We start from the raw sequence: 20,335 nt of genomic DNA, 5'->3' as shown, positions 1-20,335 counted from the left end.
TGATCATGCCCGATCGCAACCCACTACTCCAAATTAGTATTGCTCCATATTTAATGAAATATTTGTACTATTTCGTTTTTGGCCTTTAACTGATCAGCCCAGGCAGCTCCCTTAAAGCTTCCTTACCTTGGCCGGCAGGCGCGGTAAGCCGGATTTGTTCGATAAAGAAGACTTGGTTCAGGTGGGGTTTTGACCTCACCTGAACCTTAGTCGCACTTATTTCGAGTTTATCGCCGCTAAGACTCCCGCCTGTAGAGGCGGGAGTCTTAGCGGCGATAAACGAGATAAACTAAAAAAAAGCCCGGGCATAAAACCCGGGCTTGGTCAAATATCTGAAGCAGCCGCTTGTGGGCCGCTTTTTTTTCAAATGTCGTTCAGCCGTGACGACTCTCCAGCTGTACTATTTCAAAATGTTAGCCGCGATAACTATGCGCTGCACTTCGCTGGTTCCTTCGTAAATCTCGGTGATCTTAGCATCGCGCATCATCCGCTCTACCGGATATTCCCTGGTGTAGCCGTACCCGCCCAAAATTTGCACCGCCTTGGTGGTAACCCACATGGCGCATTCGGAAGCATATAGTTTGGCCATGGCCGATTCTTTGCTATAAGGCAGTTTGTTGTCTTTTAAGTAGGCCGCCCGGTAAACCAGCAGCCTGGTAGCGTCTATGCGGGTGGCCATGTCGGCCATCATCCATTGCAGACCCTGGAAGGAACTAATAGGTTTACCGAACTGTTCGCGGATTTTACTGTACTTAACCGCTTCCTCAAATGCGCCCTGAGCTATTCCCAGCGCCTGTGCGGCTATGCCGATCCGGCCGCCGTCCAGGGTCATCAGTGCGATCTTAAATCCGCTGCCGTCGGAGCTAAGCATGTTTTCTTTAGGGATGCGGCAGTTTTCAAAAACCAGCTCATAGGTTGCCGAGGCCCGGATGCCCATCTTGTGCTCTTTTTTACCAAAGCCGAAGCCCGGTGTGCCCTTCTCCACGATAAAAGCCGCCGTGCCCTTGTGTCCTTTGGACTTGTCCGTACTGGCAATAACCACATAAATATCAGCCACATTGCCGTTGGTGATAAATATTTTGGTGCCGTTTAGCACGTATTCGTCACCATCCGGCACGGCTGTGGTTTTTACGGAACCGGCATCGGAACCGGCAGCGGGCTCGGTGAGTCCCAGGGCGCCAATTTTCTCGCCGCCGGCCAGAGGTGCCAGGTACTTTTGCTTCTGCTCCTCGGTGCCGAAATTATAGATCGGCCAGCTGCCCAGCGAGGTGTGGGCCGAGACCAGTACACCGCTGGAAGCGCATACCCTGGACAGTTCCTCCACAGCTATAGCGTAGCACACGTTGTCCATGCCCGCGCCGTCATATTCTTCAGCGAAGGGAATACCGGTGAGGCCCATTTCCGCCATTTTTTCCCACAAACTGTAATCATACTCTTCAATTTCATCCATCGGGCCCGCCTTGGGCGCAATTTCTTTCTCTGCAAAATCCCGCACGGTTTTACGAATCATTTCCTGTTCTTCGGTTAGTTTGAATATCATTAATATGTTCCTCCTTAATTAGTTTCCCGAACCAGTTTCCTGCTGTTAAATAGCCGGTGCCCCGTGAACTGTCATTGCGAGCGCAGCGCGGCAATCTCAGACCCCCAAGCAGGACCCAAAAGAAAATGTGGCCTGTAAAACAGAAATTGCCGCGTCAGCGATGTGGATGTCTAATTAAAAAATAAATTAAGCAAATATTATACCAACTCCGAAAATAGCTCATTTTTTAACATATCCTGGTCTGGATTTAATATTTTGTCAGTATTTTAAGCAATTTTATTTAAAAAATTTGACCAATACTAAATAATTTGTCAATATTGACACCTTGCCAAACCACTTCAATCTGCCTACCGGGTCGACAGCGTATACATCGTAGACATCAGGCTTATAGTTTTTAAAATAACTTGACGGAGAGAATTAATTAATCTCTCCGTCGTCTACGAAGTTTACACCATCCCCAATCATCCCCGCAACAGTTAATTCCGTTGATTTTCCAAGTACGACGCCCGTCTTTTGAAAATTCAGTCCTTTATATTCACTTCGGTACAACTTTTGCGATACTTGTTATTTCAAATAATTCAAAACTTATTGATAGGGGGCAATATTTAAAATGTCAGTGGAACTATTTCAAGAACTGGCCCATGTGTCTACCGCCCGTAAAACGGTTCTTTACCAGGTGCCACGTAAAATAAAGGAATTATACAGTAGAAAACTTGTCACAGCCGGGGAAGCGGTAAAGGCAATCAAATCCGGGGATAATCTGGTGCTGCCCCTGGGATGCGGGGAGCCGGGCACCCTGGTTGCCGCTATGGCCCAAAGACACCATGAGCTTAAAGAGGTCAAGGTGCATCAGATGCTGCCGCTTACACAAGCCGACTATATCAGTCCGGAGATGGCCGGCAGCTTCCGCCACGTATCCTGGTTTACCAGCGGTCCCAACCGGCGGGCTGTGAACGAGGGCTGGGCGGATTTTGTGCCCGGCCACTTTCACGAATATCCCCGGCTGTTTCAAGAATATGTACCGGTGGATGTTTTTATGGGCACGGTATCACCCATGGACGAACGGGGCTTCCTCAGTTTCGGGCTGTCCGTGGATTATACCACCACTGCCGCCGCCGAAGCCGGAATAGTAATACTGGAGGTTAACCCCAATATGCCCCGGACGCGGGGGGAAAGCCTTATTCACATTACCGATGTGGATTATGTTATTGAAAGCAATGCTCCAATAACGCAGATTCCCATCCCCCCTTTAAGCGAGGAGGATAATATTATCGGCGGCTATATAGCGGAAAAGATTGATGACGGCTCCACCATTCAGCTGGGCATTGGCGGCATGCCGAATGCAGTTGCTAAAGCGCTGGTAAACAAAAAAGACCTGGGTATTCATACGGAAATGATTACCGACGGAATGGTGGATTTAATTGAAAGCGGCGCGGTTACGGGCAGGAAAAAAACCATCCATCCGGGCAAAATAATCGGCAGTTTTGCAGCCGGCACCCAGCGACTGTATAGTTTTCTAAACGACAATCCAATGGTGGAAATGTACCCCGTTTCCTATGTCAATGATCCTTATGTAATAGGCAAAAACTATAAAATGATATCAATCAATGCCACTTTGGAGGTTGACCTGCTCGGCCAGTGCGCCTCGGAAACAATTGGACCCAGGCAATACAGCGCCACCGGCGGGCAAGCCGATTTCGCCCAGGGGTGTTTGCGCTCCCCGGGCGGCAAAGGATTCATCGCGCTCCACTCCACGGCTAAAAAAGGAACCATTTCTAAAATTGTGCCGTTTTTACAGCAGGGGGCAGTGGTAAGCTGCTCTAAAAACGATGTGGACCACATTGTCACTGAATTCGGCGTCGCCAAGCTGCGGGGCAAAACAGCACGGGAACGGGCACTGGAGCTGATTTCCGTAGCCCACCCCGATTTCCGCGCCGATCTGCGGGCCGCCGCCCGCAAAATGAATTTGCTTTAAGCTCCTGCTAATCTTACTTGATGACCCTTAAAATGCTTACGGCAGGTTTTTTCGTTAAATTGTCGAATTAATATAATTATCTATTAGAAATTAATATTTATAAAAAGGTCTGGTTAATTAAGCATGGTTGAATTAAGCACTCCCATCAAATTGCATAATGTTTTTGATTCAACCAGCAACGCAGTGCTGGCGGTAAACCGTTCTGGAATAATCATTTACTGCAACCGGCAGGTGGAAAAATTCCTTGATTTTCCCTCCGGGGAAATTATCGGCAAACATGTCAAGGATTTTTTTCCCACCACCGGATTGCTGGAAGTAATGGAGAACGGCCGGCCACAAATAGATACCCGGCTAGCTTTAAAAAACGGCACCTATCTCTCCAACCGCAACCCCATTGTCATCAACGGTAAGATCGTGGGAGCGGTTGCGGTTTTTCAGGATGTTACCAAAATACAAAACATTATCGACGAACTGACAACAAACAATGAAAAAAACACCGAATTAAAAGAAATGTTGACCAATATCCTGGAGTTATCCAGCGACGGCATAATTGCAGTTAACCGTGATTATATAATAACTATGGCCAACCAGGCGTTTGCCAGCTTTTTTAATAAAAAAGTCGATGATATTATCGGACAGCACGTAAAAAAGGTTTATAATCCAATTTTTCCCCAGGCCATGGAAACGGGCCAATCGGAATACGGCTATGTAACAACTTTAAACGGCCATGAAATCATCGCCAACAGAGTGCCCATTAGGAAAAATGGTAAAATAGTCGGCGCCCTGGGTACCGTAGTCTTTAAAAACATCTCCGATCTTTACGCCTTGTCCGAAAAAATAAATAATTTGCGCAGCCAGCTTGATTTTTACAAAGGTGAACTTAAACGGGCACAGCGTTCCAAGTTTACCTTCGATCAAATTATCGGAAAAAATCCTGCTTTTGCCGCTTTGAAGAAAACCGCCAGGCGGGTGGCCCAAAACCAGTCCACGATATTGATCAGGGGCGAAAGCGGAACGGGCAAGGAGCTTTTTGCCCATGCCATCTACACGGAGAGCGAGCGCAAAAACGGCCCTTTTGTTAAGGTTAACTGCGCTGCGATCCCTGAAAACCTGTTGGAATCGGAGCTATTCGGCTACAGAGAAGGAGCCTTTACCGGCGCCCAAAAGGGAGGTCATGCCGGTAAATTCGAGCTTGCCCACAAAGGAGTTATTTTTCTGGATGAAATCGGTGACATGCCGCTTTTAATGCAAGCCAAAATACTCCGTGTTCTGCAGGAGAAAGAAATTGAACGGCTTGGCGACACCAAGCCCAAGCGGGTTAATGTAAGAGTTATTGCCGCCACCAACCGCAACCTTGAAGAGATGGTAGCCCAAGGCGAATTTCGCCGGGACCTGTATTACCGGATTAATGTGGTCTCCCTGAATATCCCGCCTTTACGTGACAGAATAGAAGATCTGGAGTTATTGCTGCAGCATTTCATCGAAAGGTTCAATAAGCAATTCGGTGTACGGGTTACGGGGATAGACCAGGAAGCCCTGGCTGTTCTTCGCAACCACCGCTGGCCCGGCAATATCCGTGAATTGGAGAACGTAGTTGAGCGGGCTTTTAATATTCTCGAAGGAAAGACGGTAAACAAGGAGCACCTCCCCCTATATCTGTTCAGCGCCCAAAAATACCGGGGGCTCAAAAATCGCGGCAGCCTGCACCAGTTAGTCGAGGAGATTGAGCGTGAAGCCATCAGTGACGCACTAAAGACCTGCAGTGGCAATAAAAACCAAACGGCAGCCCTGCTTGGCATTTCCAGGGCCGGGCTGTACAAAAAGCTTAAACGTTACAAATTTGATATTTAAAGCACCTCATCCAGCCCTATACTTTAAAGTTCCGCAAAATATACCCCGCTATCGCTGTCTCCAACCAACAAGAGGCCATATACACCATGGCCTCGTCCATAAGCAATATACCAGCAAAAAATACTGGAAAACAGGTTATTAAGGTTGCATAATTATTTTGGCAACAATATAATTGTCTTAACAATAATATATTGCAGAGGGAAAGCTAAGTGACATTTAAACTTGATGATAGTCTCGGTTTTATTTTAAATCGAACCAATACACGGATGAAGAATACCTTATTGCACCATTTCAAAAATTACGACGTAACTCCCGAGCAATGGGCTGTTTTAAATCGTTTATGGGAAAGAGAAGGTATTTCCCCTAAAAAGCTGGCGAAGCTGACTTCCAAGGATCAACCCACCACAGTCAGAATTCTGTCCAAGCTTGAAAAAAAGGGGTTTATTACCAGGCAAGTTAACCCGAAAGATAGTAGGGCTTATTTAATTTCCCTTACAAGCGAGGGCCGGGAATTAAAAGACAAACTATTTCCTTTGGCTTTCGCAGCTCTTGATAAAGCCATAAAAGGCCTTGATGAAAAACAAGTTGAGGAGGTTAAGGTTGTCCTGAACAAAATATTTGAAAATCTAGATAGCTAATTTTTTCTCTCATATTTTTTATGCTACAATACTTGTTATGACAACTAACTGGTTTGATTTATTATTTTTCTAAATTAGTAATTTGTTGGCAATTCGGGAAATACGGGGATGAAGCCCCGAATTATAAGTTGGGAGATGATAGAGATAAGGCGATATATTATTTATCAACCTGTTGCCAAATTTATGCAAAAGGATGTGAGCAAATGAAACCAATAGGTTCAACCGGCAGAGCATGGTTAAAAGGTTTCCATATCTTTTTTGCCTGCACGTGGATCGGTACGGCTATCTCCATGCAGCTTCTCACCTTTGTCAGAAGTCATATTTCTACCGGAGATGAGCTTTGGGCGGTAAACGCAGCAATAAAGTTACTTGACGACTATATTATTATACCTTCGGCATTCGGTGTTTTAATTACCGGGATCCTGTTTTCCTGGTTAACCAACTGGGGGTTCTTTAAATTCAACTGGATTATAGTTAAATATCTAATCAATATAGAGGCTATTTTGTTCGGCACTTTCTTCCTTGGCCCCTGGGTCAATGGAATGGAGGCTATCTCCAAAGTTGAGCGTCTGTCGGCACTCCAAAATATAACTTATTTACACAATGCCAAAATGGTTGTTTACTTTGGCCCCCTACAAGCTCTTATCCTGATTGCAGCAGTTTTTATCACTGTCCTTAAGCCCTGGGGCAAAAGAGGAAAAGCAGAGAAAAAACCGCACAATTAATCGGTTTCATTCGTATCAAAAAGCACGCTTCAATGATGCGTGCTTTTTCTGGCTCACCCCACCTGCCAATTGGCTGCAAGGGGTGATTTAATATTTTATTCCCGGGTCATCTGCCATCATGTTAACAGTACCCCTTGGATAAAAAACATTATAATGATCTAATTGGGGATCGGGATTTTGCTGAGTGGCTTTAGGAAACATGAATAACAACTGATATTTTTCTCCAACATTATAAACCAGCATATCTTCAGTGTCATAATGATGAGTGTTATCCGGCGCCCCCAAAACATCTTTTACTTTGGACATGGTAACTTGTTTAACTCTGTTGTCGTATGACCTTACATCAAAAATCTGTGAACCTTTGTTAATCCCCAAAACCAGATTATGTTCTGCATATGTGGCATATCTACCCTTGGCGGCAGGTATATATTCTTCTTTGTCGGGCTCTCCCCATTTCTCCGTTACGGTTTCTATAACAGTGGTTTCAACGGGGAATTCGCAGTTAATAACCTGTCCCTGCCGGGCTAACTGTTTAATCTCATTCAGCAGCGCCTGCGCATCATTTTGAGATTCCGAACTTGAACTATTTGACGCCGCTGAACCCTCATCTAATTTATTAATCACATTCTTCCGGTATTGATCAGCTTCATCGGTAAGCTTGTAGTTATTGTTCTTGACCAAATCCAAAAAACCGCTTAATGTTTTTAAAAACTCGCTGTCACCGGTATCGGCAACCGCATTTAAGTACACCTCCCTGGCTTCGGGATCCAAAATTTTGGCGTCATAGCTGAAAAGCGGCGTATTGTTTAAGCCATACAGGGTAAAAGTAACGTATTTTTTATACAATTGCTTTACTTCATCAACCTTTACGGAGTCCTGGTAAGTGTTGATAAAATGCTCCTGGTTCAATGCTCTCTTGACGATTTCGTCCCAACCGATAACAAGCGCCGCGTCTTTTGCCGGAACTTTATCGGACTCCTCAGCCATTAGGTCAATATAGTCTTTCATGTCGGGGGTTACATAAGAGCTGAAATTCTTATAGAATCCGTAATCAATAATTGGAAAGAACATCCCTTCGGCGGTTTCCACCTTGTAGCCGCTGTTATATGTTTTGGTCAATAATTCTTTAAGCCCGGTGTCTCTAATTTCAGAATGAGCAATGATAGCCTGGTATTCATCATTTATTTTGCTTTGCAGGTCATCTTCATTAAACATACTTTCAAACTGTGGGAGATTGTTTTGCTGTATGCTTTCAAACCGGTCCACCATCTTGGCAGCATTTTCTTGGGAAACGCCGGCAATATTATTGTTGATGAAGGCGGCAACCTCTTCCACACCGGCCTCTTTTTGAATAAGGGTTTGGAAATCATTCATTATCATATTGTCTTCCGGCTCTGCCGGGGTGTTGGGTTCGGCCGGGTTTTTCCCGGCGCACCCGGCGGCAACCAGCAGGCCAATACAAAGAATTATGAGTGCAAGTTTTTTAAACAATCGATTACCTCCTAAATATTTATCCATTGGCGTTTAATCAGGGAGACTCATATGCCGGGAACATTCCTCCGCAGAAGGTGTGTCCCCAATACCTTGGGCGCATCCCTTTTCCTTAATTGACGATTTTAAAAGCAAAATGTTTCATGGTATTACTATCCATTTCGGTAAAAACGTTGGGCAAAGGCCGATGACTCCCGTGATTTGTCATTTGAAAAAATTGTTTCTACTCCCGCCAAGAGTATTAAAATAGATAGAAGCTTAACTTCATCTGCAAGAGCTGTACGAGGTGAAAAAAGACACCTGGCAAAACAAAAAGCCATCTCTTCGAGATGACTTTTATTTCCATAAATATTCTATTGGCCACATACTCAGGATAATATCTGATCTAATATATTGCTCTGCAACCCCATACCCCTAAAATAAATCAGGGCTTTTACAACATTGATTTAAGAATCATTATTCTTGGAGCTTCTTTTTTTCCACACCCTGTATCCAATGAATCCTACAACAGCAAAGACAGGCGAATAGGGAAGCAGCATAAACAATAAGACTATTAAACCTTCGGCCATGTTGGCCATGCCGTTAATCCCCCGCAGCCATGCTGCTTTGACGCGTTGATCCAGTGGTTCTTTCAGGGTTATTCCAGTGGAAATATTCCGGGGTGCTTCCAAATCAACATTTATAGTAGCCAGTTCAGTCAGGTTGTCTAATACTTTGAGGCGGGCCTGGAGCGATTCAATCTCGCCTCTCACGCGAGACAGTTCTTGTTCAATCTCAAGCATGTCTTTTACCGTTTTAGCCTCTTTTAATAACTCTAAATACCTGCTTTCCTGACGCTCAAGGTTTTTTCTGCGGGCTTCTGTGTCGTAATACTCTTCGGTCACGTTTTTCCCGGAAACATTTTTGCTCTTCACTTGTCCCAACGCTTCGATTTCAGGTATAAACGAATCCATTTTACCGGTCGGCACTCGCAAGGTCAGTTGTCCTTGCATTCCACCGTTTCCCTGCCATAAATGTGCATTTTGAACATAGCCACCAGATTTACCGGCCATATCTTCCAATTTTTCAGCAGCTTTATTTACATCAGGAACCAGTAATAATAGCTGCGCTTCTCTAATAATTTTTTGCTCCAGACCATTATTGTCATCGGGCTTAGCTTCTTCCTGAGCAGTTGACTGGTTGTTTACACTGACCTGCTGGTCATAAGCGGGAGCGCCGGGAGCGCTGGCTGTTTCTGCTTGTTTTGAAGAGCCACAACCGCTTAACATCAAAACAAACATAATAATTACAGCCAGCAAAAAAATAATTTTCCTCATTTTATCACCTCTATCAGTATGGACGCACCAGCTTGCAAAAAGTTTCATTATAAAGCCCGCAAATCCTTTTATAGGAAGGGCGGGCTTTTATGTTGCCACGTTTTGCAAAGTAGATAACTCGAGTGTTTAACCCCGGCATGGGTTTTAGCCATGATAGATGGCTGCATTATCTTCACTGCCGCGTGGTAAACCAGTACACTCACCATAAGACTCAGAAAGTAGCTAATGTCCGCTCCACCCAGAAGGAACTGGAACTTGATTCCGCGTTTTTTGGCGTTGTATCTGGCCCGTCCGATGGGCCTGTCTTTACAGCCAATGCTCTTTATACAGCTGCTATAATCCAAAGGGGTGCGCATTTGCTGGCTAAGGAAGTAATACCGGTAAACCATTTTGAACTTGTCAGCCTACCTGCGTTTTGGAGGTGGATACAAACCCAGTTAGGTAAATAAGAGCTTTCAAGCGCCAACAGGGGGCGCTTTATGGCAGGGAGCAGGTAACTCTGTAATTTCCCGGTAGTATTGCAGCAAACCTTCCAGAATACCCGCCCACGAACGTTTCAACGCAAACTGACGGGCCTCACTACCCATCCTGTTGCGCAGCTCTTTGTTGCCAGCCAATTTCAACATAGCGAGGATCATATCGTTGCTGCTGCGCGGGCGACAGGCGATGCCATTGCTTCCGTCTTGCAGCAGGTTTTTGACTCCGCCTGCGGCAGCGGCCACCACCGGCAGACCGGAGGCCATAGCTTCCAGCACCACGTTGCCGAAGGTTTCAGTGGTGGAGGGAAAAACAAAAACGTCAGAAGAAGCGTAGGTGGCGGCAAGTTCCTCCCCGTGGAGATAGCCGGTAAAAATCACTCCTGCGCTCTTTTTTTGTTTTAATTCCATTGCTTGTGGCCCGTCTCCGGTAATCACCAGCGCGGCTTCCGGTAAACGTTTGGATACATATTCCCAGGCATTAAAGATGACGTCCAGGTTTTTTTCAGGCGCCAGGCGGCCCACATAAAGGAAGAAAAAGTCCTTATCCGGCGCAAATTTTTTTAAGAAGTCATTTTTTTTATGCGGTGCAAAGAAGTCCGTGTCTATTCCGCGTCCCCAGATAGCTGTGTTTCTAATACTCCTCTTCAGCAGTACGCTGCGAGTCTCCTGGGTGGGACACAGGTTAAGGTCGCACTGATTATGAAACCAGCGCAGGTAAGACCACGCCTGGCTCTCTAGAAACCCGATTTTGTAATAGGACAAGTACTGAGGGAAATTTGTGGTGTAAGAAGCTACAACCGGTAACCGGTGTTCAGAGGCATATTTTGTGCCGCACAGCCCCATAGAAAACTCTGTCAACACATGCAGCAAATCAGGCTTGAAACCATTTAAAACATTTTTAATTTTAGAATAGGAAGGCAGAGCGATTTTACATTCCGGGTAAAATGGCAGATCAAAAGCAGGAAAAGTATGCACATTTGAGTCGGGCTGCGTTGCCCCGCAATCTGGCGTAAAGACAAGGAAAGGTACGTTCTGCTCGCGCAGATAGGCCGTTATTCTGGCTGTCGTTCTGACCACGCCGTTCACCTGTGGTAAATAGGTATCAGTAAATATAGCCAGTTTCAAATAAAAAACACCTTCTTTATAATTGGTAAATATAAATTAACTTTGTTTTTATTATGACTGACCAAGGTTAGTATAAGTTCAACGTTTTATTAATTAATGTTTAAGAGGAAATTAAAAACAAGCTCTTAACACAATATCAGTATTTAAATAACAATGCCTTAAGGTTTACTTGTTAAAATCTAATTGCATGGATTTAGTGAGATAGTCTGAGTATCAAAACTGATGCCAGAGGGGGTAAAAAGTCTTGAAATACTGTCATATGAGAGTCAGGCTTGAGGATCTGCACCCTAATTTTAAAAAAAGGCAGCTGAGCATGCGTTTGGGCACCCACCCTGAACGCATTTTTCTATTATACAAGGAAATATATTCCAGAGAGGAGGGCCTGGAAGTAATACAAAAACCTGAAGAGTATCTAAACGATGGATTCCCGGGTGTTACTTTTTACCAGGGCTAATACGCCGGTATTGGAGGTTGAGGGTGTTGTTAAGAGCCGAATTACACACTCATGTCAAGATTTTTATAAACAGAAAATTTAGTCCAGAACAATTAAAAAAACGTTTGAACTGGGCAAAGCGAATCGGCTTGAATGTGCTGGCCATAACAGAACATCTGGACCTGCCTGATTTCTGGGAAATTTATGATTGTCTTGAGGAACTCTGTAGCAATGGATCAGGAGCACTGCAGTGGGAAGGCACAACTGTCCTTGCCGGGACTGAGGTGAGCATTGAGGAAGGCGGCCACATTCTTTTAATCGGCTCTCTTGAAACCCTAAAAATACTAGAAGGCAGGCTCGGACGGGTTACCCTTGAAAATGCGCCCGACTTTAAATTTCTAATGGATAACACCGAAGACTTGAACTTTGTGCGCATTGGCGCTCACCCCTGCAGATATGGCTATGAACTGTGGAAGATAGGATCACAGTTAAAGCGTTTAGATGCTCTCGAAATTAACGCTAATGAACTTATAATGGCCAAATTGGTTCAGCGCCAGGCCTTTGATATGAAAATCCCTGTACTTGCCGGCAGTGATGCCCACCACTGGCTTCAAATGGGCCGTGTTTATAATCTGCTGCCATTAAAACGTGGTTTTACTATTGCAGATTTAAAACAGGTCGTGGCACGTTATAAAGTTACCTGGTGCAGACAAGGCGCAATATCAATTATGCTGGGAGGCCTATTAAAGGGGGCAGTTAAGTGAAGGTATCAGTTGTTGGAGCAGTTGGTAACCGCGGGCCTTGCCGCAGGTACCTTAAAATTCGAACAACGAATTGCTAATGGCTTGAACACCGAAATCTTAATTATTGCGGTTGGAACGCCAGCGGGACCTGACGGCAGGGTAGGCCTGTCGCAAATTAATGAAGTTCTTTCAGACATTGTCGCTGAGGCACAAGCCCCTTTGCTGATTGTAATCAAAAGTACTGTTCCGCCGGGTTTCGGTGTGAAGCTGCGTGAGTGGTTTTTGACCAGGTCCACGGTGCGGCTGGACTACTTGGCTAATCCTGAATTTTTAAAGTAACTTTTCCATACGGGAGGGCGAAGCGTTTTGGTATCCGGACTGCGGCAAATTACCTCAACCTTTAATCAAGCAGGACGTTATCTGCTTGCCACAGGGAGGGTTTCTCTAACAGTTGACCTGGGATTTTGTGCCACGCACGTTTTTATTAACAGGCAGGCCCGGCTCATACTAAAAAAAGATGGACATGTCGAAGCAGCTGATCTACTGGATACTTTTCACAGGGAATTGGACCTGGGAGTTTGCTGGCCGGATGGAGGTTGGGGGAGCGTCCATCATTTTTATCATGCCCGAACCGGTGGCGGTATATTGGGAAGAACTCCCTCCAGTGTTTATATTGACCGTTATTACAGGCTGGCTGTTGAACGCTGGCGCCAGGGCAATATCAGTAAAGCAATGTTTTTTCTGGGCGCGGCTACGCACCTGCTGCAGGATGCCTGTGAACCTCACCACAGCAGATGCTCTATGGGGATTGGACATCACAGCTATGAAACATGGGTTAAGGAGAACAAGGAAAATTTTATCGTTTTACGAGGGGGCATCTATCCCAAATACCGTGAACCGATTAAATGGCTTAGATTATGTTCGCGTAAGAGCTATAACCTATTTTACCTGGTTACACAAAAGCTGGACATTGGAAACTACCAGACAGCTACCCGTTCGCTGCTTCCGTTTACCCAAAGAATAACAGCCGGCTTTTGGCTGACCTTTTTGGAGCATGCCTCAGGGTCTACAGGTTCAATATTTTTTTAAGCCTTGGTCTAGTAAAAAAATCCTATTTAGGGAGCCTCCTTTCCAGCAATTGCTGCCGGCTGATCCACACGAGTTTAGGTTGATCGTCTAAATGTTTATTACCCTCACTTTTTTTATTTGGATTATAAATCCATCTAATCAGCTTTTGCAAAAAATGAACTCCACGGTTAAGCCCTAAAAAAACTTAAAGATATATCGGGCCGTAAAAATTAAACCGGCACGGCCGGCATCAAGGTCCAACAAATCTACAGCAACAGTTTGGCGCGGGGGCTGAATGAAATATCACTTTTTACTCACGATGCTTTCATACTCCAGCCTGCCGACTGCTGCTGAAGGCTGCACATGCGATTATACAACCCCTGCTTTGCCAGCAGCTCTTCGTGCCCCCCCAGTTCCACTACTTTTCCATCCTCCAAAACGATTATTTTGTCCGCTCCCCTGATGGTTTTCAAGCGGTGCGCAATGATCACAACGGTCTTATTGCTGACCAGGGCGTTAATAGCCCGCTGGACCTGGGTCTCGTTTTCGGGGTCAAGGGAGGCGGTAGCCTCGTCAAGGAGCACGATGGGCGCGTCCTTCAACAGTGCCCTGGCAATGGAAACACGCTGCTTTTCTCCGCCTGAAAGGGTGCAGCCGCCTTCACCGACAGGTGTATCATAACCCTGGGGCAGCTTCATAATAAAGTCATGGCAGCAGGCCTGCTTGGCCGCCCACTCGATTTCCTCCCGGGAGGCGTTCATTTTGCCAACTTTGATGTTGTTGAGGATGGTGTCCTTGAAAAGATAAACATCCTGAAAGACCATGGAAATGCGGGTCAGCAGCTTTTCCGGGTCAATATTTTTTATATCCCTGCCGTCAATCAGCACCCTGCCGCCCTGTACATCCCAAAACCTTGCGATAAGGCGCGTTATTGTGCTTTTGCCGCTGCCGGAAGGTCCGACCAGGGCCGTAATGCTTTTGGGCGAGATGGAAAAGGATACATTTTTAAGCACGTCAGTGTTCTCATAAGCAAAGGTAACCTGCTCGAATTCAATGCTGTTTCCGGCAGGAGCATCCTTTTCACCCGGCAGGGGCTTTTCCTGGCGGATTTGCATGATCCGTTCCGCGCTTAAGACCGAATAACGGATTTCGGCATAGTTTACGAGCACCATGGTCATCGGCTCGAATACGCGGGTGCCGAGCAGTAGGAACACCAGGAATACGGGCAGAGTAAGCTCGCCCCCCACCAGGAGGAAGGTCCCGGCGAAAATCATCAAGGTAAGTCCGGCACGCATAATTGCAATCGCCACCATCATCACAGGTCCGATAATACCCTCCAAACGGATTGACTCTCTCATCAGGCGCGCAAAAGCTTCCTGGATCCGCTGAAAGCGCTCGCCGCTCAGGTTGTGGGACTTGATTTCCCGCATACCCAGCAGGTATTCCTGCAAGCGGCTGGCACTGTCCACCTTGGCTTGGACATGGTTTTTGCCAAGCCGCAATTGAAGTCCGGTGGAAAGCCATACGATTAAAAGAGAAAACGGCAGAGCGACAAACATGGCGGCGGCCATTTGCCAGTTGATAAATACCAGAGCAATGAACGCAATGACCGGAAAGGCCGCCGCGCTGACCAACTGCGGAAGATAGTGAGAAATAGTGGTTTCCACCGTTGCATAGTCTCCGAGCATCATGGTGGTCAGATCACCCGGGTCGCGGCTGCCTAAAAACCCCAGGGACAGTTTGCGCAGATGTTCGGCAAGAGCGGTTCGCCCATTGGCGGAGGCGTCATACGCGGCAGTAAAGGTCTTGCTGTAGGCAAAGCCGGAGGCCAGGTACTGTATCATCATCCACCCTATGAGTATGGCGCATACCGTCCAGAGTCTTGTAGTATTCAACGGTGTTTCAGGATTGGCAAAGGACAAATAAATGGTATTCAATACATCAAAAATAAGTGCTGCCGGCAATATTTTGCAAATACCGTCTAAAAAAGAGGTGAAGCAAGGCATGAAAAGTGCTCCGGGGTTGCCGCTTGAGATATTGTAAAAGAACTTTTTCATTATATATTCACCGCCTTTGCTTTTTTATCTTTGGAGAGCGCCCATGCTCCCGCGTCTATATGAGCCTCCCACATACGGCGGTATAACCCGTTTTGCTTGATTAGTTCGTTGTGTCCGCCGAATTCCGCAATTTGTCCGCCATCCAAGACAATTATTTGGCCGGCCTCGCGGATTGTGGAAAGCCTGTGCGCAATGATGATGACTGTTTTTCCTTTAATGAGCGCGCTTAATCCCTCTTGTATTTTGGCTTCATTTTCCGGGTCGGCAAAGGCGGTGGCTTCGTCCAGCACCAATATGGGAGAGTTTTTGAGAATAGCTCTGGCAATGGCAACACGCTGCGCTTCTCCTCCCGAAAGATAGGTGCCCCCTTCGCCGATTTTGGTCTGGTAACCCCGGGGCAGGCGCTCAATGAATTCGTGGCAACCGGCTGCCCTGGCCGCCTCAATGACCTGGGCACGGGCAGCGCTTGCACGGCCCATGCGAATATTTTCCTCAATGGTGTCATAGAACAAGTGCACATCCTGAAACACAAAAGAGACGATCTCCATCAGCTTCTCAGTTCCCATTTCCCGCACATCCACACCGCCGATACGGATACTGCCCGAGGTGACATCCCAGAAGCGGGGAATCAAATTGGCTATGGTGGATTTTCCGCTGCCGGAGGGCCCGACCAAAGCGGTTATTTCATTCTCTTTGGCCGTAAAGGACACACCGGTCAGCGCTTCGGTCCGGGTTGCCGCATCCTTGTTGTCATAGGAGAAGCTGACTTTGTCGAATTCTATGGTATAATCCTTTGGCACTTGCGGTTTAAGCGGTTCGGCAATAGGCTTTTGGGCAAAGATCTCGTCAATGCGCTCTACTCCTTCCGATATGATCCTCATGTTCCCGCCTAAATATAGCAGCTTCAATACGGGCACAGACAATCCGGGAGCCAGAACCAGGAAAAGCATTAAGGTTAAAGCAAGCGCTTGGTTATCCGGCTGACCGCTGAGAATCAGAATGCCCACGGGAAGAATAAAGGACAGTATAGACGACAGAATAGTCAAAAATACAGTGTAAGGGCGCTTGTAAACCTTGCTGATTTCTACCGCCCAATCCCGGTAATCGGTAATGGAGTTGCGGAAACGCAAAAAAGTATTTACCGTCAGCCCAAACACCTTAACCGCCGGCATGCCCCGCACATATTCAACGCCTGCGGCATTCATCTGTTCCAATGCGTTATGGTAGCCCTTTGTGTAGAACTTCCCCCGCGCACCAAAAAACACAATGGATTGCAGCCAAAACGCACCAATGATCGGAACGGCACAGGCCAGCGCCATGCGCCAATCAAGGATAAACATGGCGATCAGCATGATTACGGGCAGCGCTACAGCCCCCACAAAATCGGGAAGCTGGTGGGCGATAAAACCTTCAATTTTCTCCACGCTCATCTCCAGCGTTTTCTTTATCGCCCCCGACGACTGGCGCGTATGATAACCCATGGGCAGCCTGGCCAGATGCTCGGCCAGGCGTATTCTAAGCCCGTACAGGATACGGAAGGCCGCTACGTGCGAAGCCATGGTGCTGCCGTATAAAAATACAAGAGAGCCCAAAAGAGACAGGAGCGCCCATACCCCCCACTGGCGAATGGCGGCCATATTGCTTGAAACCGGGTTGGCGGCGTTTGTTAACAGCTCCGCCACAATAAAGTATGTTGCCGCAAATGGAATAAACATCAGCATCGTGCTTATTATTGACAATAGTCCTGAAAGGATAAGCAGCCCCCGTTTTTCGCCCGCAATCTCCAACAGGCGGACAATACCCGTTTTTTTCCTTGCTGCAGCAGTATTGTTCATTACTTTCACCTCACCTTTGCAATTTTGAGCCTTGTAGCAGACCCGTCCTGTGAAGTGCTTCTTTAGCATCCCCCCGGCCCGGGAGGCGGCCTGGTACACCACAGCCGGCGCCCGGAACAGCTTTTTCTTTCATGTTGTTACCTCCGTAATCATTATTGATATTGATTATCATTATCAATAATATCTCATTTTCAGCTCTTCTTCTACGCCAAAAAGGATCAGTTTTATGCCAAAAAGCATTTTAGACACAGAGAAGCCGTTTCTTCACTGTGCCTAAAGTTAATTACTTGATCATGGATATATTATGATGACAAATTGGAACGAATCATTGCAATGGAGCTAATGGTACGAAAGCCAGATACTTTGAAGATTAGTCCGGTGGACTGAATTTCATGATATCCGATTTACCTAACAAAATGTTTAAGAAGCCGCTCTTAAACGACGTAAAGACTTTATCCTTTCTGATTAACACTGAAATATATTCCGGTTCGAAATAATGATGCAGAGGAATATACTCCAGCTTTCTACTTTTAAACAAAGGCAAATCTGTCACAATGGTGGCAAAAGATATGCCCAGCCCCTTCTCAACATATAGAGAACTCAGTTCGACGTTGGAAGATTCCATGATCATGCGGTAATTTAGATTATACTTCTGAAAAAGCTCCTCCAACCTCCTGCGGCCGGTATACTCAGAGCTTTTGGGAGGCAAAATCAGAGGATATTGGGCAATCCGCCTCATAGAAACCCGTTTTACCCTGCCCAGGGGGTGTCCTTGAGGTATCAATAAGACAGGCTCTACCTTTTTCCACCGGATTTTTTGCAAATCTTGGGGAACCATTGATTCAAGAGCGATGCCAAAATCTATTTCTCCGTTTTTAACAAGATCAATCACGTTATGTTGCGACCGGTCAAACAAAGACAGCTCAACATGCGGAAATTGTTTTATGAAATCTGCTAATGTGTCCGACAAAAGATGGTAAAGGGTGGTAAACGGAGCGGCTAATTTTAACCGGCCTTTTTGAAGGCCTTTAAGTTCATTTAGTTCTTCCAGCAATCCATCGTACTGCGCCAGGACTGCCTGAGAAAACGCAAGAAACCTTTCGCCCTGGGGGGTGAGCAACAGTTTGCGCTTGCCGATTCTTTCGAACAGTGGGCAGTCCAATTCTTCTTCCAGAGCCTTGATTTGCTGAGTCAGCGCAGATTGGGTTCGAAATGTGGCCCCGGCAGCTTTGGTGAAGCTTCTAAGATTGGCCACATGATAGAATCCAATGATCTGCTGCCACTCCATGTGAATCACCCCCATTGAATAATATATTAGCACAATTAATAAATAATATTATATCTATTAATTTGTATAATAACAGAGCTCATGCTAAATTAGAAGCAAATATTAGATTAAGGAGGCATTATCTAATGGGAGTTTCTTTATACCCCGGCCTTTCTTTCGAGTTCAAATTCAAAATTCCGGAAAGTAAAACTGTTCCTTTTCTTTACCCCGAATCGCCTGAATTCAGACTTATGCCTAAAGTTTTAGCCACCGGGTTCATGGTTGGGTTATTTGAATGGGCCTGTATTCAAGCTATTAACCCTTATATTGACTGGCCCAATGAGCAAACCGTGGGGATTGATGTTAAATTGAGCCACCAAGCCGCCACCCCGCCCGGCCTGACCGTTACCGTACAGGTGAAGTTGGAAAAAGTGGAGGGAAGGAAACTAATTTTTTATATTGTTGCCGATGATGGAGTCGACAAGATTTCCGAGGGAAGGCACGAAAGATTTATCATCGACGCCGCCAAATTTAATGCCAAAGCCAAAACGAAAGCCAGAGCTGCCCCGGCCAGATGTAGGGGTATGGGCTAGAATTGTGTATTCCAGGATTTTTAGTAAATAAAAATTGGGGGGTTGATTACTTATGGAGGGAAAATTAGGACATTCTACACTAATAGATGTATCTAAAATAATGGCAAGTTGTAAGGAAAAATGGGTGAATTACTCCCTAGCAGAAGTGAATGACTGCCTAGTTCGGGTGGGAATATTGGAAGGGGAATTTCACTGGCACAAGCACGATAAGGAAGATGAATTCTTTTTGGTTATTGAAGGGAAATTATTGCTGGATCTTGAACACGAGACACTGGAATTGCTGCCAAACCAGGGCTATACTGTCCCAAGAAAAGTAATACATCGCACGAGAGCCAATGAAAAAACAGTAGTTCTCATGGTCGAAGGAAATACAGTGAATCCCAAAGGGGACTAAAAATAATTTTGGGGAGTCTGGCCGCGCGGTCAGGCTCCTTTGTCACACTTTAGCGTAAATTCATATGTATTTTTTTTAGCTTATGATGCAGGAATTGTTAATATCTTATTGAAAAAGAAAACCTATGTTTTTGATCAAGTCTCTTTACCGGTAAACAAAAATGACTGTTTGAATGAGTATATTGTTTCTTAAAACGGCATTAATTAGATTATTGATTTGTAAGAATTGATTAGGTGCAATAATGATAATTTCTGAGCTGAGGTTTATGATACCTAAATCAGGTTTCGAGGAGGAAGTTTCGTTGAATATCAATATTATTTCAGGGACTCTTGATCATTTGCAGGCATGTAAAGACGCTTATGCAAATTCCAGGTTGGGGCAAGTATACAGCCCTCCCGTTGATTTACTCAAATCTCGTTTGGCTGAAGGGATAAACCAAGGTGAGATATTTGTTGCAGTAGATGAAAATGACCAGTGCCTTGGGTTCATATGAATAGTTCTAAATGGAGCATTTAACCAGTTTCCTTATTGTAAGATTTTGGCTGTCAAGCAGCAGTACCGAGGTCAAGGAATAGGAACCGCATTACTCAACTACTTTGAAAAGATCGGCTTCACTAATGCCACAAGAGTTTTTATCCTGGTCAGTGATTTTAATCAGCGAGCGCAGCAGCTTTATAATAGACTTGGATACACAAATGTAGGTCTTATCCCCAACCTTTTTAAGGAAGGGGTTTCAGAACATATACTGATGAAATTTAAGCCGTAAAGATAAAGGTAAAAAAACATTCCTTGTATTTCCAACCAC

Annotated in this window: 21 protein-coding genes; 14 read left to right on the top strand and 7 right to left on the bottom strand. The window is 45.7% G+C overall.

The window, feature by feature from the left end; translation table 11 throughout:
* Positions 1–400: 400 nt before the first annotated feature.
* Entirely contained in the window at positions 401–1,540 is a 1,140-nt protein-coding gene (locus BM056_RS03570) for an acyl-CoA dehydrogenase (protein WP_092468790.1), read from the bottom strand.
* Between the two features lie 610 nt (positions 1,541–2,150).
* Here BM056_RS03570 and BM056_RS03565 point away from each other — a divergent pair.
* The 4 genes from BM056_RS03565 (at position 2,151) to BM056_RS03550 (ending at position 6,729) form a co-directional block, all read left to right on the top strand.
* Positions 2,151–3,515, top strand: coding sequence for an acetyl-CoA hydrolase/transferase family protein (locus BM056_RS03565; RefSeq protein WP_092468788.1), 1,365 nt, complete (start codon positions 2,151–2,153; stop codon positions 3,513–3,515).
* Between the two features lie 123 nt (positions 3,516–3,638).
* Positions 3,639–5,366, top strand: a complete 1,728-nt coding sequence (locus tag BM056_RS03560) for a sigma 54-interacting transcriptional regulator (protein ID WP_092468786.1) — start codon at positions 3,639–3,641, stop codon at positions 5,364–5,366.
* A 209-nt stretch (positions 5,367–5,575) separates the two neighbouring features.
* Positions 5,576–6,004: a MarR family winged helix-turn-helix transcriptional regulator gene (locus tag BM056_RS03555; protein WP_092468784.1), complete on the top strand. Its 429-nt coding sequence runs from the start codon at positions 5,576–5,578 to the stop codon at positions 6,002–6,004.
* A 53-nt stretch (positions 6,005–6,057) separates the two neighbouring features.
* On the top strand, positions 6,058–6,729 hold the full coding sequence (locus tag BM056_RS03550; RefSeq protein WP_238456287.1) for a hypothetical protein: 672 nt from the start codon (positions 6,058–6,060) through the stop codon (positions 6,727–6,729).
* Positions 6,730–6,816: 87 nt separating this feature from the next.
* Here BM056_RS03550 and BM056_RS03545 read toward each other — a convergent pair whose 3' ends face one another.
* Both BM056_RS03545 and BM056_RS03540 read right to left on the bottom strand, forming a co-directional pair.
* The gene (locus BM056_RS03545; RefSeq protein ID WP_165613357.1) at positions 6,817–8,220 is read right to left on the bottom strand and encodes a YjgB family protein; all 1,404 of its coding nucleotides are present in this window, start codon (positions 8,218–8,220) and stop codon (positions 6,817–6,819) included.
* A gap of 446 nt (positions 8,221–8,666) precedes the next feature.
* Positions 8,667–9,536, bottom strand: a complete 870-nt coding sequence (locus BM056_RS03540; RefSeq protein ID WP_165613356.1) for a DUF4349 domain-containing protein — start codon at positions 9,534–9,536, stop codon at positions 8,667–8,669.
* A gap of 122 nt (positions 9,537–9,658) precedes the next feature.
* Between BM056_RS03540 and BM056_RS03535 the strand changes: the two genes are divergently transcribed.
* Positions 9,659–9,985 carry a hypothetical protein gene (locus BM056_RS03535; protein ID WP_092468776.1) on the top strand — a complete coding sequence of 109 codons (327 nt, stop codon included), beginning with the start codon at positions 9,659–9,661 and terminating at the stop codon, positions 9,983–9,985.
* Between the two features lie 6 nt (positions 9,986–9,991).
* Here the strand turns inward: BM056_RS03535 and BM056_RS03530 are convergent, their stop codons facing one another.
* Positions 9,992–11,140 carry a glycosyltransferase family 4 protein gene (locus BM056_RS03530; RefSeq protein WP_092468774.1) on the bottom strand — a complete coding sequence of 383 codons (1,149 nt, stop codon included), beginning with the start codon at positions 11,138–11,140 and terminating at the stop codon, positions 9,992–9,994.
* Positions 11,141–11,384: 244 nt separating this feature from the next.
* On the opposite strand from BM056_RS03530, the gene BM056_RS03525 reads away from it, so the two are divergent.
* Genes BM056_RS03525 through BM056_RS03510 form a run of 4 tightly spaced genes read left to right on the top strand, consistent with a single transcriptional unit; the run spans position 11,385 to position 13,405 of the window.
* A complete protein-coding gene (locus BM056_RS03525; protein ID WP_092468772.1) occupies positions 11,385–11,594 on the top strand; it encodes a hypothetical protein in 210 nt (69 codons plus the stop codon).
* Positions 11,595–11,617: 23 nt separating this feature from the next.
* Complete coding sequence (locus BM056_RS03520) at positions 11,618–12,337, top strand: PHP-associated domain-containing protein (RefSeq protein WP_131820715.1); 720 nt, start codon at positions 11,618–11,620, stop codon at positions 12,335–12,337.
* 9 nt (positions 12,338–12,346) lie between these two features.
* Positions 12,347–12,655 carry a hypothetical protein gene (locus BM056_RS03515; RefSeq protein WP_092468768.1) on the top strand — a complete coding sequence of 103 codons (309 nt, stop codon included), beginning with the start codon at positions 12,347–12,349 and terminating at the stop codon, positions 12,653–12,655.
* A gap of 27 nt (positions 12,656–12,682) precedes the next feature.
* Positions 12,683–13,405 (top strand): zinc dependent phospholipase C family protein, encoded by a 723-nt coding sequence (locus BM056_RS03510; protein ID WP_092468766.1) that lies wholly within the window; start codon positions 12,683–12,685, stop codon positions 13,403–13,405.
* A 293-nt stretch (positions 13,406–13,698) separates the two neighbouring features.
* Here BM056_RS03510 and BM056_RS03505 read toward each other — a convergent pair whose 3' ends face one another.
* On the bottom strand, positions 13,699–15,441 hold the full coding sequence (locus BM056_RS03505; protein WP_092468763.1) for an ABC transporter ATP-binding protein: 1,743 nt from the start codon (positions 15,439–15,441) through the stop codon (positions 13,699–13,701).
* Positions 15,441–17,276, bottom strand: coding sequence for an ABC transporter ATP-binding protein (locus tag BM056_RS03500; protein WP_092468761.1), 1,836 nt, complete (start codon positions 17,274–17,276; stop codon positions 15,441–15,443). Before BM056_RS03500 ends, BM056_RS03505 begins: the two co-directional genes overlap by 1 nt.
* A gap of 49 nt (positions 17,277–17,325) precedes the next feature.
* Here BM056_RS03500 and BM056_RS27145 point away from each other — a divergent pair, with 49 nt between their 5' ends.
* Positions 17,326–17,457: a hypothetical protein gene (locus tag BM056_RS27145; RefSeq protein WP_274377508.1), complete on the top strand. Its 132-nt coding sequence runs from the start codon at positions 17,326–17,328 to the stop codon at positions 17,455–17,457.
* 189 nt (positions 17,458–17,646) lie between these two features.
* Here BM056_RS27145 and BM056_RS03495 read toward each other — a convergent pair whose 3' ends face one another.
* On the bottom strand, positions 17,647–18,564 hold the full coding sequence (locus tag BM056_RS03495; RefSeq protein ID WP_092468759.1) for a LysR family transcriptional regulator: 918 nt from the start codon (positions 18,562–18,564) through the stop codon (positions 17,647–17,649).
* A gap of 125 nt (positions 18,565–18,689) precedes the next feature.
* Here BM056_RS03495 and BM056_RS03490 point away from each other — a divergent pair, with 125 nt between their 5' ends.
* The 4 genes from BM056_RS03490 to BM056_RS03475 all read left to right on the top strand — a co-directional run bounded on the left by BM056_RS03490 (position 18,690) and on the right by BM056_RS03475 (position 20,296).
* Complete coding sequence (locus tag BM056_RS03490; RefSeq protein ID WP_092468757.1) at positions 18,690–19,136, top strand: thioesterase family protein; 447 nt, start codon at positions 18,690–18,692, stop codon at positions 19,134–19,136.
* Positions 19,137–19,188: 52 nt separating this feature from the next.
* Positions 19,189–19,530: a cupin domain-containing protein gene (locus tag BM056_RS03485; RefSeq protein ID WP_092468755.1), complete on the top strand. Its 342-nt coding sequence runs from the start codon at positions 19,189–19,191 to the stop codon at positions 19,528–19,530.
* Between the two features lie 301 nt (positions 19,531–19,831).
* Positions 19,832–20,023 carry a hypothetical protein gene (locus BM056_RS03480; protein ID WP_092468753.1) on the top strand — a complete coding sequence of 64 codons (192 nt, stop codon included), beginning with the start codon at positions 19,832–19,834 and terminating at the stop codon, positions 20,021–20,023.
* 45 nt (positions 20,024–20,068) lie between these two features.
* Positions 20,069–20,296, top strand: a complete 228-nt coding sequence (locus BM056_RS03475; RefSeq protein WP_165613355.1) for a GNAT family N-acetyltransferase — start codon at positions 20,069–20,071, stop codon at positions 20,294–20,296.
* Positions 20,297–20,335: the final 39 nt, after the last annotated feature.

The sequence above is a fragment of the Desulfotruncus arcticus DSM 17038 genome (assembly GCF_900113335.1).
GTDB classification, from domain to species: domain Bacteria; phylum Bacillota; class Desulfotomaculia; order Desulfotomaculales; family Desulfallaceae; genus Desulfotruncus; species Desulfotruncus arcticus.
Note: the sequence above shows the minus strand (reverse complement) of the source record. Positions and strands in the feature narration are given on the sequence as shown.

Bases quoted from the DNA above. Each gene is read 5' to 3' on its own strand.
- BM056_RS03570 (WP_092468790.1), bottom strand. From the start codon at position 1,540: ATGATATTCAAACTAACCGAAGAACAGGAAATGATTCGTAAAACCGTG.
- BM056_RS03565 (WP_092468788.1), top strand. From the start codon at position 2,151: ATGTCAGTGGAACTATTTCAAGAACTGGCCCATGTGTCTACCGCCCGT.
- BM056_RS03560 (WP_092468786.1), top strand. From the start codon at position 3,639: ATGGTTGAATTAAGCACTCCCATCAAATTGCATAATGTTTTTGATTCA.
- BM056_RS03540 (WP_165613356.1), bottom strand. From the start codon at position 9,536: ATGAGGAAAATTATTTTTTTGCTGGCTGTAATTATTATGTTTGTTTTG.
- BM056_RS03505 (WP_092468763.1), bottom strand. From the start codon at position 15,441: ATGAAAAAGTTCTTTTACAATATCTCAAGCGGCAACCCCGGAGCACTT.
- BM056_RS03500 (WP_092468761.1), bottom strand. From the start codon at position 17,276: ATGAACAATACTGCTGCAGCAAGGAAAAAAACGGGTATTGTCCGCCTG.
- BM056_RS03495 (WP_092468759.1), bottom strand. From the start codon at position 18,564: ATGGAGTGGCAGCAGATCATTGGATTCTATCATGTGGCCAATCTTAGA.
- BM056_RS03490 (WP_092468757.1), top strand. From the start codon at position 18,690: ATGGGAGTTTCTTTATACCCCGGCCTTTCTTTCGAGTTCAAATTCAAA.
- BM056_RS03485 (WP_092468755.1), top strand. From the start codon at position 19,189: ATGGAGGGAAAATTAGGACATTCTACACTAATAGATGTATCTAAAATA.